Raw genomic sequence first — 12946 nt, forward strand, 5'->3', positions numbered from 1 at the left:
TGTAGCAAGCCACCGTGTACTCTTGTGGGCGCTTGAGTTGGTATCCCAAGATTAAAATGATCGCATATTAAATTTAAGTGTTGATTAATCACACAAACCACTCCACATTTTTCCAGTTGCCAAGGTTAGCTTTTTTAGCTGCTATTCTGGCTTCGCTGTTTCCAACATGAATTTCTAATTTGTGCCCATCTGGATCAAGAAAATAGAGAGATTCACCAGGAGATGTGTTCTCTTTAAAAATGTGAGCGCCGGAATTTTGAATTTTATCAGCCATCATTTCAAAATCTTCACTGCTTACACTAAATGCATAATGGGTATAACAAGACTGAGGTTCTCTTGCTAAATCAACGTTGAGGCAGAACCAAAAGTCTCCTATCAAGAAATATGCTCCTTGATCCCATTTAACTAATGGTTTAAACCCTAAAACATCTTTGTAAAACGAGAAAGCTCGGTGGATGTTACTAACAGCTAAAGTGATGTGATTGATGTTTGTAATAGTCATAGTTTTTTTACCATTAAATCACTGTTGTGTCCGATGAATGCTCCTTGCGTTGCTTGATATTGCCCAACTTTAGTAAAGCCGGCTTTATTATAAACTCTTATAGCTCTAGGATTGTTTTCGTCCGGATCGATAAAAAATGTGTCGGCTTTCGGATCTATGTCTTTTTTATAAAAAATCATAAATTCCGACAGCGTAGGCGCCGCCAGTCCGCGCCCTAAATATTCTTTATTGGCTATACCAAAATCGAGCGCGATTGTATACCCCGTTTCAGACATGTTTGCAAGGTGCGTATTCGAAAGGTCTTCTTGATCTTTTTTGAGAATATCAGACAGAACAAAAGCGTACGGCTGTTTATCTATAAAACCGATCCAGTACTGAGTTGTTCCTGCAAAATAAGTTTGCGGCTTTCCCTGGATAAAATTAAGAATATCATCTTTATGTTCTTGGCTGTTATCCCAGAACTCCATCATATGAGGCTCGGTAAGCCAACTAAAGATGGTGTCTATGTATGATGTCGACGCTTTTTGAAACGTAATGTTCATGTGTTTTTCCTTGAATAAATTTTTTGCATCATGCCATCCGTTAAAGCTTTTTCGGCTGTTAAATCAAACTTTTCAAAAGTTAAGCCAAGCGGTATACCTTCTCCTAAAGTCTGAGGAATAATTGTAAGAATGACTTCATTAAGTAGGCCTTCTTGTGCAAAGCTTTTAGCAAGCTCTGCACCGCCCAGAAGCCAGATGTCTTTATCTGATGTGCGGTCTTTGAACTTGGCCATAAACTCAAATGGGCTATCGTGCGTAATGCTGATGTAGGGTTTATCGGGTTCAAGTTTTTTGGAGGTGAAAACATAAGTGTGTTTATCCTGCCAGCCCCAATCACCAAAGCTTAAAATTTGTTTGTAGCTTCGGCTTCCCATTAGAATTGTATCGATGCGTTCCATTAGGTCTTTGTAGCCAACCGCTTCTAGTTCAGCATCATCTTTTGGATGCGGAAGCCAATCAACGCCGCCGTTAATATCTGCGATAAAGCCATCAAGCGCAGTTGCAATATAGAGGATTATTTTATTCATAGCATTACACCTTCTTGGCAATCGTTAATATCCGCTCAGAATTTTCTTTCGAAAACGCTTCGCCATTTATGTCGGTTTGAGCTAATACAACAAACCCATTTTCTTTTAAGATTTCTTGTAACTCATCGCTACCGTAAACTTGAAGCGTGTTTTCATAACCTTTTGATACTTTTGTAGGACTCTCATTTCCATCTTGATAAACATAGGTACTATAGGATGCTAAAATGCTGTCATCAGAGATGGTGCTAAATTGAATTTCTCTGAATTTCTGACCATCGGTTGCAGCCATCCAATCTCCAGTTAATTTTGTGATGTTATTACCGGCTTTCAGATAATCTAAATTAAATATGTCGAAAATATACAAACCACCTGCATTTAAGTTACGATTTATATTTTGGATGGTGAGTTTAAAGTCTTCGCGAGTCAAATGACCAATTGCATTAAATATGGTAATCGCAGCATCGAACTGGCCTGCATGAACAGTGCGGCAATCTCCTTGTAAGAATTTAATTTTCAACTGCTTAAGTTTCGCTTTTTGTTTAGCAATGTTGAGCATGCTCCGGCTAATGTCGCTGCCCATAACTTCAAAGCCTGCCTCGATGAGCCAAAAGACTTGAGAACCGGTACCGCAAGTAAGATCAAGAACGGTAGTAATCTGATGCTCTTTTAATATTTTCTCTAAAAGCGCATTGATGGCCCTCGAATTATTTTCATTAAATTCATCATAGCACTCAGCCCTTGTGTTGTAATAAGAGGCTTTTGCTGTTGTATGTTTAAGTGTTTTCATCTTCACCCTTGGCTTAGTATTTTTATATGATTCATAATGGCCTCCGCTGCATCTTCCGGGCTTAAATTGCTAACATTTAGCGAAAATAAATTAGGGTGGGAGATCGAGATAATTGGCCCATTATCTTCAGCATCGTTTGGATCAATTGACTTCCACCTTTCTCTTCTTTCTGGTCGTGTCAGGCGCTTTAGATGCTCTTCTTTATTAATTTGAATTTGTACTGGAATAAATAATGACCCTCGTGTTTCGGCCATTTGTTGCACTTGTCCGTAAAGTTCTCTATCTTCCTGAGTATCTGCCAAACAGTTTGTAAGCACATAACTATTCTTGGTGTGATGGACCAGGAAATCGAAAAGTTCAGCCCTTATGCGAGCGATAGTATCCCAAGCAAAATCAGGTATCTTGGCATATCCGTCATATTGCAATAGCTCAAAAATAGGATTATTGATCAGCTGATTATCGCAAACGATAAAACCATGGTTTGCAGCCAACTCCTTAGCAATGGTGTATTTACCGACCCCAGGCTTGCCTGTTAAATAGATGATGGTTGTTGGTTGTGTCATATCATCACGCTCCTAAATACATCTGAGGCCCGCGTTTTCAGCCACTGAGGCACGAGTTCTCTCAAGGGCTCGGCTCTAAAATCAATCTCAGATAATTGATGCAAGGGAACCCAGATTAATTCAATATGCTTTTCAAGCTGGGGAATTTTATGATTGCTTTTCAAAGATTCTGATTCAGCCTCAAAAATAAAATTATATTCATGGTTGTGACAGATACTGCTATGACCAGGTTCGAAGCTGTATTCTATACATCCTAAAAATCTCTTGATTTTGCAATGAGCTCCAGTTTCTTCTATTAATTCACGAAGGAGCGATGTTTCAACCGATTCACCATGCTCAACATGCCCCCCTGGGAGAAAATAAAAACTGATTGGCAGGTCAAGTGTTTTGCAAAGCAAAATATGGTCTTGATCTATTATCACGCCTCGACTCAAAACGTGGATATTATTCTTCGTGCTCATCTTCAACCTCACATTTTGTGCCTTGATGAAATATCATTTTCCACTCATCACCATATCGCTGCCAAATTGAAGATCGCAGCGAAGCAATGCCATCTTCTGTTGTTTTGTATGTTGCTAACGTCACGTCCTTGGATAATTCCTTAATCTTGAAGTCGCTGACCACAAATTTTCTTGAGGTTTCATCTGGTTTGATACAATCCTGCTTGTTATAAATCTTACCGGAGGTGCCAAACTCAAGAAAATCATCGGCGATTAACTTACTTAATTGCTCGGTGGATTGTCTTACAGAAGAGTCTAAAAGGGATCGCTCCATCGCTTCAATCGATTTTGACAAAATGCCAGCCTCGGTTATCCTTGATTCTTTTGGGGCATCTGACCTGAATCCATTCCAAAATAATCCACCATAAGATTCTAGAATTTTCATTACTAATAATTCTAATGCAGTAGAATGGCCTGTTTGGAAGAGACCTTCAAAAGCTTGCGTGAATTCTAAAGCAAGATCGGGATTATCGCTTTTCAGATAACGGATAATTGATTTACCGCTGGCGCACCACTTATTTTGGCTTCTAAAATAAAATTGCCCCAGAGCCTCAAGTAACCATGCAGCGGATGCAATCTGCTCATCGCGCCCGGCTGGACATTTAATATCATCCAGAACATCGGTAATTAAAAATCGTTCTTTGTTGATTTGTTCTTGGTCCCATGTAGCTGGCCCTGCATTCAAAACTTCTTGCGCGAGTGTTTTAACATTTTCTGAAAAAGCGCTGGAGTTTGTTACCTCGCGTCCATTCAAAATCATATGGCAGAGGCCAGAGATACCATTCCCTGTCCTTGATTCCTCAAAAAAATATCGCAAGGTATTAAAATCGTTAATAAATGCGTCAATAGGCCAACCATTGTAAATAAAGGCTTCTCGATAAGCGTGGGCTATTTCTTCAAAAATAATCACAAGATCTAGATCGGATGTATTTGTTCCCTTATTAACTGAAACAGATCCCGCCCAGAATATGGCTTTAGCATCAGGATAGCGTTCTTTAATAAGTTTTTGGATGGTTGGCAATGGTTCATTCCTCGAAGATAAATCCTTTAACATCCACACTTCTCCAGTATCTTCCTGTTCTGATACCTTCTTGAATCCTGCTTTCTCGTAGCATTTAACGGCAGCAACATTATTACTATCTGGATCGGCAAAAATGTGGGAGTACTGATTGCCTTGTAATTTAAGGAATTCTAAAATTGCTTTTGAGCCAACACCTTGTTGTAATGCCTCTTCTGCGCCAATAAAAATATCAAATGCACCCAAGTTTTCTGGTAGGCCTAAGAGTGACTTACTTCTGGGAAAATCGTATGCATTATAAATCTGAATGTAACCAACTGGATTTTGGTTATGCTGAATAATGAAGCTTTTGATGGGTTTCTCAAGGCCTTCTACAAGCTTATAGCCTTTGACGTATGAGCTATATTTCTCATGAACCAAATCCAGCGTATACGTCACACTCTGATCCCACCATGCTTTAACGTGCGGCGCTTCCAGCCACTTCAGTAACAGAGGAAAATGTGACTCAGCTAAGGGAGTGAAAGTGATTTTCATAGCAGATTAATCTCTTTAACGCGTGTTAAAACCTTCAGGGAAGTCAAAAATTGTTCCATATCTTGTTCTACGGGAGCAAAATACTCCTTCTCATTTGTTTTCATAATTTCAGCGGCTTTTTTGACGAGCTTTTTTCCGGCAAGTGATAGGCTAGAGTATTTTGCCCGCTCATCACCTTCTATTTGCGCGCGGCAAACAAGCCCACGTTTTTGTAGAGTACGAAGAATTTGGGATGTCATGGTTACATCAGAATTGGTGAGCCTAGCCAGATCATTTTGCGTTGCCTTGTCGTGATGTTTTTCTAGCTCAAACAGTGTCCCCATAAAGACATACTGTGTATGCGTTAGGCCAATAGCCTCTAAAGCCCTGTCTGTGATGCGCTTCCACGTAAAATATGCCTGAGCAAAAGTAAAACTTGGGCCCTCTAACACTGGGATTTTGTAGTCTTTTGTGGCGTTACCTGACATGTATTTTTCTCCATAAAAAGGGGTTGTTTTAGAAAAAAAATAACCATCATAACATGATTATGCATATTATAGATGCACAAAATATAGTTTTATGTCAAGATAAAGCTGTAGGAATCTCATAATTTTGTCATCTGGCGGAAAATTAAAAATGCAACTATTTGATCTAAATGGTAAAACATCATTAATCACCGGGGCTTCAAGTGGTCTTGGGGAACAATTCGCCCGTTGCCTATCAGGTGCAGGCGCACGTGTGATCTTGGCCGCTCGCAGGATTGATAAATTGAACGACTTGGCGCTTAAGCTTAATAACGCTAGGGCCATCCAGATGGATGTGTCAGACAAACAATCCGTAAAAAATTGTTTTTCTGAGTTAGAAAAGAATGGTGAAAAGATCGACATCTGCGTTAATAATGCCGGAATTGCTATTCTTACTCCTATTTTTGAAGAGGATGATAACGATAATTTTGAGTCGATCATTCAAACGAATCTGATGGGTGTTTGGTATGTCACAAAATCAGTGGCGAATCATATGAAGAACCATGGTATTCATGGATCGATTATTAATATCGGCAGTGTGAATGGGGATGCCATTCCTGCAAAATGCGGTGCTGCCTATAGTGTTAGCAAGGCAGCAGTGATTCATTTAACCAAAACCTTGGTTGGTGAGTTATCGCCCCATAAAATACGGATCAATTGTATTTCTCCAGGTTGGATTAGAACCCCTATGAATGGACCTGACTTAGAGCAAATAATTCCCTTGATTCCTTATGGAGATATTGCTGAACCAACTGACCTTGACGGGCTAGTGTTATACCTTGCATCCAACAACGCCTCAAAATATGTTACAGGCGCATGCCTAAATATAGACGGTGGTATGTCTTGGGGAGGAAAGTCATGGTAGAGAGAAATTATCCAAATCCCAACACTCTTTACCCCATAGAGGGCGTTTCAAGGACAGCATACTTAAAAAACATCATCACAAACCCTCAAATTATTGTGGGTGATTATACTTATTATGATGATCCTGAAGACGTGCACAACTTTGAGAAAAATATTCTTTATCTCTTTGACTTTATGGGGGACAAGCTCATCATCGGCAAATTCTGCCAAATCGCCACAGGAGTCCGTTTCATCATGAATGGATCAAACCATGCAATGAATGGTTTTTCCACCTATCCATTTAAGGTTTTTGGTGGAGAATGGGCAGAAAAAGATCCTATGCAAGTAGTGAGTAAGGGGGACACAGTTGTCGGTAATGACGTTTGGATTGGTAATAGCGTAACTATCATGCAAGGTGTAAAAATTGGCGATGGCGCTATTATCGGCACAAACAGCTTAGTGACCAAAGATGTTGAGCCTTACACGATTGTTGGCGGAAATCCTGCAAAGGAAATTCGCAAAAGGTTTGATGAAGAAACGATCCAATTGTTGCTTGCTCTAAAATGGTGGGACTGGGACGTCCAAAAAATCACGGATAATCTTGAGGTTATAACCAATGGCAAGATAGATGAATTGAAACGAATTTATGCGGAAAATAAATGAATTTAAGTAATAAGCAACTCAATACAACAGAGCAAAACCACCTGGGTCATTTTGCATATCTACTAAAAAATCTTGGTTTTGACGTTTATGAAATGAACAGTGTGACCGTCATTAATTGTGACCTAAAAACAAGTATGTTTAGTATTGTATATGGAGCACCTAAGGACACTACTTCTTTAACTTTGTCAGCTTCAAGTGACTCTGGTTATCATATTTACGAACGCCTTGGTTTTTCTAAAGCAGGAAAGTTTGAATGCTTTGAGTATAAAGGAGATCGCCCTTGACCATAGAGTTTATATCCACGCCCGCAAGTGAAGACATAGATTTTCTAACCAATAAAATCAATCAAGAGACACCTAAATTGGGCGAAGCCTATCCTTTTGCATTCTTTATGCGAGATGATAAGAACCAAATTATTGCAGGCTGCAACGGCAGTGTGATTTTCGGCAGCATTTATACAGATCAATTGTGGGTACATCCCGATCATCGCAATAAAGGTTTAGGATATCAATTGATGGAAGCTGTGCATGATTATGGCCGTAAGTCAGGATGTTCTATGGCAACGGTTGCGACTATGAGCTTTCAGGGAGCTAAAGCATTCTATGAAAAATTAGGATACGTAACTGATTTTGAAAGGCAGGGCTATACGCGCGGTTCTAGCTGTATCTTTTTAAAGCGGAGCTTGTAATGTTTAAAGTTGATTGGGAGAAAACAAGTCTCACGTACCAGCTTCCAGAAGGCATGGCAGAAAAAATGGTACGCCTTGCTTATCCTGATAAAAAACTTACCTCCACTGAATTGATTGCTGGCGGATGCGCTAATCTTAATTACAAAATTCAGTTGGAAAATGAACAAAAGCCACTGATTTTGCGTGTTTATTTGCGCGACAAAGATGCAGCGCACATAGAACAAAAATTAGCCGCATTAATCAAAGAAACTGTGCCGGCACCACTAACGCATTATATCGGCAAACTTGAAGGGTATCACTTTGCTATTACAGAGTTTATTTCTGGCATTTCTCTTCGTGATTTTTTGTTAAGCAACGCTTCTGATGCTAACGGTGCACTCATGAGTGAAGTTGGGATGATTCTCTCAAAAATCACAGCATACGAATTTTCAAAATCTGGCTTCTTGAACAAAGATTTGGAGGTGGTCGAGTGCGAATCCTCTGATGTTATAAAATTTGCACTGGATTGCTTGAATGATAGAACCGTAGTATCTGTGCTATCGCCTGAGATGATTGATGAAATCAAAAAAGCTATAAAGCAATATGCATATCTATTTTCCACTGACGATGAAAAGCACCTCGTTCATGGTGACTTTGATCCCGCCAATATTTTGGTAGAACAAATTAACGGCTCTTGGGTTGTTACCGGCATTTTGGACTGGGAATTTGCTTTTCCTGGGTCTTATCTTTGGGACATCGCTAACATGCTCAGATACGCCCATAAAATGCCACCTGAATTCCAGAACTCATTTGTAGATGCCTTACAAAAAAATGGTATTAAATTACCAGCTCATTGGCCCATTACCATACATTTATTGAATTTATCATCGTTGCTTGACCTTCTTAAGCGATCAGACCCTAAAGACCATCCCCATCGATGCGCTGATATTAGCGAACTTATAAATCATATTTTGGGAGAATTAAACGAAATGAATGAAAGAAGAAAGGTTCAAGTGCGATGCTATCAAGATGGGGATGCCAAACATATTGCTAGTATTTTTTACAACACTGTACATACAGTCAATGCCAAGGATTATAGTAAAGAGCAGCTTAATGCATGGACATCATACTATGATAATTATGCTGCTTGGCAAGAAAAATGTGCAAAACTAAATCCTTTTGTTGCAACAATAGATGGTACGGTAGTTGGCTTTGCAGAATTTGAGCCAAATGGCCATATCGATTGCTTTTATGTCCATCATGAATTTCAAGGTTCTGGAGTTGGCACGGCCCTTATGCGTGAAATCGAAATTGAAGCGAGAGAAAAATTATTGCCGCGCATTTATGCAGAAGTTAGCACTACTGCCAGAGCATTTTTTGCTAGCAAAGGATTTCAAGTGATAAAGCAACAAACGGTGCGAATTCGTGATATAGAACTGACAAATTTCCTTATGGAGAAATCCTTTGTAACTTGTGAATTACTATCATCAGATCATATCCCACTTATCTCTGAAGCTTTCAACGCAATCGGCTGGAATAAACCGCCATCGCTTTTCGAAGAATATTTGAAGGAACAAGACGCCGGAGAGCGACTGGTTTGGGTGGCTCACTTCAATGGCGAATTTGCCGGTTACGTGACCTTAAAATGGTGCTCACAGTATCAATCTTTTCAAGAGCAAAGCATCCCCGAGATTGTGGATTTAAACGTATTGCCGGCCTATCGAAAAATCGGTGTTGGCTCCTTACTACTTGATACAGCAGAAAAAGAAGCTGCAACGAACAGCCAAATCATTGGCATCGGCGTTGGCCTGTATGCAGGTGCAGATGGCGGCTATGGAGCAGCTCAAAGACTTTACGTAAAACGCGGCTACATCCCTGATGGCAAGGGTATTACTTATAATTATGAACCCACGATTCCAGGTAATCATTATCAGCTTGATGATGATCTGGTGCTGTGGTTTACGAAGAAATTAGGTTAACAGGATTTATGATAATTACTTTAAATTACCTCTTGACCCTCACGTTACGTCATATCTTATCTTTGAATTGTATTATTTGAGGGCAAGATTATGGCTTATACGGTAAAAGAATTAGCAAAGATATCTGGTGTAAGTGTACGTACCCTGCATTGGTACGATGAAATTGGTTTACTTAAACCTTTCTCAAAAGGAGCTAATAATTACCGTTATTATGAAGAGCAGCAACTATTGCGTTTGCAACAAATTCTGTTTTTTAAAGAGCTAGGCTTTGCCTTAAATGATATCCAAAGGCTTCTTTCGCAAAATGACTTTGACAACATTAGAGCATTAAATGCGCATAGAAAAATTTTGGAAGATGAAATCGTTCGTAAAAATGATCTGATCACTACGATCGATAAAACAATTCAACATTTAAGAGGAAAAGAGGCTATGACAGACAAAGAATTATATTTTGGTTTTGATAAAAAACTGCCTAAGAGCAACCAATATACATGTATAGCTCGTGGTACACCAGCAGAAAAAATGTTGGAGCATTTTAAAAAAGATGATGTCATTTGGTCAGAGCAAGAATGGTCTGATTTTAAAAATGAAGTAGATACGCTGGATAAAGCGATTGCGAAATTAATATCAAAAAATGCTAAACCAGAAAGCGAAGATGTACAAGCGCTGATCCAGAAACATTACGAACTGCAATCTAATTTTTTTAATTTGACTCATGATGCTTATTTGGCCTTGATTCACATGTATGAAGATGATGACGCCACGATCAAAACATTTTTTGAAGCTTATCATCCCAAAATGCAAAAATTTATATGCGAAGCAATGAGGCATTATGCAACTAAAATTTTGTAAAACAAATAAATATGGGGCCGGTTTAACTGGCCTCAAGCGACCTTGGGTTCTTTATGCAAAAAGATACTAAATTGAGAGATATTATGACTTTCCCCTACAAAATCATCGATCTAACCCACGTACTTGATAGCACAATCCCTACATGGAATGGTGGATGCGGGTTTAATCATGATGTGCATATCGATTATGCTGATTGCCAAGGTGAAGATAAATTTCGCGTCATGAAAGTGGGAATGCATGCTGGGATTGGCACGCATATGGATGCGCCAAGTCATTGTATTCCTGAGGGGAGATTCATTCATGATTTTGATGTAAATGATTTGGTAATGCAGTGCATGGTGATTGATGTATCAGGTAAATGCTTTGAGCGTTATTCCTTGAGCGTGCAAGATGTAGCCGATTTTGAAAGCAAGTATGGGCTTATTCAAAAAGGCTCATGCGTGATGGTTAAAACCGGTTGGAGCAAATTTTGGCATACACCTTCGAAATATCATAACAACCATGTGTTCCCATCCGTATCCTCTGAAGCCGCATCACTTTTACTTGAACGAGGCGTGAGCGCCATTGGTATTGATACACTCTCGCCCGATCGCCCAGAAGATGGCTTTAAGGTTCATAAACTCTTTTTAGGTGCGGATAAGATCATCATAGAAAATGTAGCAAATCTGGGTATGCTACCGACCGGAAGCTTTGTCATGGTCCTGCCCATCAAAATTAAAGATGGTACAGAAGCGCCGGTAAGGATCGTTGGATTGATTGAAAATGACAATGGAGCAAGCAGGTAAGGATATGGGTGTTAAATATTTTTAAGGACAAGATATGGAAGAAGTTAAACAACATACGAGTAATAAATTATAAAAAGGTTAGTTAAAATGAAATATTGGAAAGTATTAAGCTTGGCGTTTTGCACATTTGCTTTTGCAGTTAATTGCAAAGCACACGCAGGAGTGAAGCAGATTGAGACAAAGTACAATGTTAAAATTGGCGTTTATGCAATTGACACCAATAATGGTAACAGCTTTTCTTATCGTCAGGATGAGCGCTTCCCATTTCAAAGCACTGTTAAGATGCTAGTAGCAGCTGTTGCTTTAAAAAATATTGAAGCTGATGAGAGAATAAAAATTTCTTCAGATGATATTGTGTTTTGGAGTCCTATCGTTCGCCTGAATTTAGATAGAGGTTACATGACGATAAAGGAGCTTGCAGAAGCAGCAATGCGTTATAGTGATAATGCTGCAACTAATATTCTGATTACAAGGCTTGGAGGAACTAAAAGCATTAATGAATTTGCAAAATCAATAGGCGACAGATCATTTAATTTAGAAAATTTAGAACCTAATTTAAACTCAGATCCAAATAATATTCATGATAGCTCTACTCCCAAAGATATGGCCCAAAGTGTTCAAAAATTATTGATAGAAAATAATGTGTTAGGTCAAGAAAATCAGAATATATTAAAAACTTGGATGATGAACAATACTACAGGTTACAAAAAAATCAGATATGGATTGCCTCTAGGTTGGAGCGCGGCAGAAAAAACAGGTGGAGGCTCTGTTATTTCTAATGATATAGGAATTGTATGGTCGCCTGCATGTAAGCCAATAGTACTAGCAATTTATACATTTTCAAATAAAAAAGATAATGCGCAGAAGGCTGATAAAGCGATTGCTGAAACGACTAAATTTATTCTTGATGAGTTTTCTAAGAAAAACCTATGTTTCTCAGCAACGGATTTTAAATAAGATTTATATGGCGGTTAATTTAATGAAATATTTTAAAAATCTCTGTCTTATATTATGTGCATTCATCATTGCAAGTAATGCTTATGCTCTAGAAAGCAAAACGCTTGATATGTTTGACAAGACCCGAGACAGAAATGTTCCTGTGGTTATTTATCAAGGGGAAACGATAAATAAACCCGCGGTGATCATCAGCCATGGCTATGGCATCAAAAATACAGAATATTCGTTTATTGCAAATGCTCTTGCAACACGTGGATATTTCGTAGTGACTATACAGCATGATTTGGAGACGGATAAACCGCTTTCTACAACAGGAAATCTATTTGAAAGAAGAAACCCCCTTTGGGAACGTGGTGTTCAAAACATTTTGTTTGTGATGAATGAACTGCAAAAAATAGAACCACAGTTGAATCTGAACAAAGTGATTTTAATAGGCCATTCTAACGGAGGCGATATGTCTATGTTGATGGCTCAGACTCATCCCAAAATGGTTTCAAAAGTTATTTCACTTGATAGCAGAAGGTATCCTTTCCCAAGAAATCCGAAATTAGAGATTTTACGTTTTGGAGCAATAGATGATGAACCAGATGAAGGGGTCGTACCTGAGTCTGGTGTTCAAGTTATTTATGTGAAAGGTGCTCTGCATATAGATTTGTGTGATCGAGGAAGTCCGGAAATTAAGGATGAAATTCAAAAATCTATTATTCAATTTTTAGATAGGTAA

General features: G+C 38.8%; 17 protein-coding genes. 9 read left to right on the top strand and 8 right to left on the bottom strand.

Features of this window, described 5'->3' with window-relative positions:
* Positions 1-88: 88 nt before the first annotated feature.
* From LDG_RS09110 to LDG_RS09145, 8 genes are read right to left on the bottom strand one after another with little or no spacing between them, the layout of a single operon-like run.
* Complete coding sequence (locus LDG_RS09110) at positions 89-502, bottom strand: fosfomycin resistance glutathione transferase (RefSeq protein ID WP_040535111.1); 414 nt, start codon at positions 500-502, stop codon at positions 89-91.
* The gene (locus LDG_RS09115) at positions 499-1044 is read right to left on the bottom strand and encodes a GNAT family N-acetyltransferase (protein WP_006871012.1); all 546 of its coding nucleotides are present in this window, start codon (positions 1042-1044) and stop codon (positions 499-501) included. The genes LDG_RS09110 and LDG_RS09115 overlap by 4 nt, the downstream gene beginning before the upstream one ends.
* A complete protein-coding gene (locus LDG_RS09120) occupies positions 1041-1571 on the bottom strand; it encodes a dihydrofolate reductase family protein (RefSeq protein WP_006871013.1) in 531 nt (176 codons plus the stop codon). Before LDG_RS09120 ends, LDG_RS09115 begins: the two co-directional genes overlap by 4 nt.
* A gap of 4 nt (positions 1572-1575) precedes the next feature.
* A complete protein-coding gene (locus tag LDG_RS09125; protein WP_006871014.1) occupies positions 1576-2358 on the bottom strand; it encodes a class I SAM-dependent methyltransferase in 783 nt (260 codons plus the stop codon).
* Between the two features lie 2 nt (positions 2359-2360).
* The gene (locus LDG_RS09130; RefSeq protein ID WP_006871015.1) at positions 2361-2921 is read right to left on the bottom strand and encodes an AAA family ATPase; all 561 of its coding nucleotides are present in this window, start codon (positions 2919-2921) and stop codon (positions 2361-2363) included.
* Complete coding sequence (locus LDG_RS09135; RefSeq protein ID WP_040535112.1) at positions 2918-3382, bottom strand: NUDIX domain-containing protein; 465 nt, start codon at positions 3380-3382, stop codon at positions 2918-2920. The genes LDG_RS09130 and LDG_RS09135 overlap by 4 nt, the downstream gene beginning before the upstream one ends.
* Entirely contained in the window at positions 3366-4973 is a 1608-nt protein-coding gene (locus tag LDG_RS20245; protein WP_065236313.1) for a GNAT family N-acetyltransferase, read from the bottom strand. Before LDG_RS20245 ends, LDG_RS09135 begins: the two co-directional genes overlap by 17 nt.
* Positions 4970-5440 carry a MarR family winged helix-turn-helix transcriptional regulator gene (locus LDG_RS09145; protein ID WP_006871018.1) on the bottom strand — a complete coding sequence of 157 codons (471 nt, stop codon included), beginning with the start codon at positions 5438-5440 and terminating at the stop codon, positions 4970-4972. Before LDG_RS09145 ends, LDG_RS20245 begins: the two co-directional genes overlap by 4 nt.
* A 148-nt stretch (positions 5441-5588) precedes the next feature.
* Here LDG_RS09145 and LDG_RS09150 point away from each other — a divergent pair, with 148 nt between their 5' ends.
* The 9 genes from LDG_RS09150 (at position 5589) to LDG_RS09195 (ending at position 12946) form a co-directional block, all read left to right on the top strand.
* The gene (locus LDG_RS09150; RefSeq protein ID WP_040535184.1) at positions 5589-6341 is read left to right on the top strand and encodes an SDR family NAD(P)-dependent oxidoreductase; all 753 of its coding nucleotides are present in this window, start codon (positions 5589-5591) and stop codon (positions 6339-6341) included.
* Positions 6335-6982 carry a CatB-related O-acetyltransferase gene (locus tag LDG_RS09155; protein ID WP_040535114.1) on the top strand — a complete coding sequence of 216 codons (648 nt, stop codon included), beginning with the start codon at positions 6335-6337 and terminating at the stop codon, positions 6980-6982. The genes LDG_RS09150 and LDG_RS09155 overlap by 7 nt, the downstream gene beginning before the upstream one ends.
* Positions 6979-7266: a hypothetical protein gene (locus LDG_RS09160; RefSeq protein ID WP_006871021.1), complete on the top strand. Its 288-nt coding sequence runs from the start codon at positions 6979-6981 to the stop codon at positions 7264-7266. The genes LDG_RS09155 and LDG_RS09160 overlap by 4 nt, the downstream gene beginning before the upstream one ends.
* Positions 7263-7670, top strand: coding sequence for a GNAT family N-acetyltransferase (locus LDG_RS09165; RefSeq protein WP_006871022.1), 408 nt, complete (start codon positions 7263-7265; stop codon positions 7668-7670). Before LDG_RS09160 ends, LDG_RS09165 begins: the two co-directional genes overlap by 4 nt.
* A complete protein-coding gene (locus tag LDG_RS20250; protein WP_006871023.1) occupies positions 7670-9628 on the top strand; it encodes a GNAT family N-acetyltransferase in 1959 nt (652 codons plus the stop codon). The genes LDG_RS09165 and LDG_RS20250 overlap by 1 nt, the downstream gene beginning before the upstream one ends.
* Before the next feature lie 90 nt (positions 9629-9718).
* Positions 9719-10480: a MerR family transcriptional regulator gene (locus LDG_RS09180; protein WP_006871024.1), complete on the top strand. Its 762-nt coding sequence runs from the start codon at positions 9719-9721 to the stop codon at positions 10478-10480.
* A gap of 53 nt (positions 10481-10533) precedes the next feature.
* The gene (locus LDG_RS09185) at positions 10534-11265 is read left to right on the top strand and encodes a cyclase family protein (protein ID WP_006871025.1); all 732 of its coding nucleotides are present in this window, start codon (positions 10534-10536) and stop codon (positions 11263-11265) included.
* Between the two features lie 87 nt (positions 11266-11352).
* Positions 11353-12222: a class A beta-lactamase gene (gene bla, locus LDG_RS09190; RefSeq protein WP_006871026.1), complete on the top strand. Its 870-nt coding sequence runs from the start codon at positions 11353-11355 to the stop codon at positions 12220-12222.
* Between the two features lie 7 nt (positions 12223-12229).
* Positions 12230-12946, top strand: a complete 717-nt coding sequence (locus LDG_RS09195) for an alpha/beta fold hydrolase (RefSeq protein WP_199484674.1) — start codon at positions 12230-12232, stop codon at positions 12944-12946.

This window comes from Legionella drancourtii LLAP12, from assembly GCF_000162755.2.
Taxonomy (GTDB): domain Bacteria; phylum Pseudomonadota; class Gammaproteobacteria; order Legionellales; family Legionellaceae; genus Legionella; species Legionella drancourtii.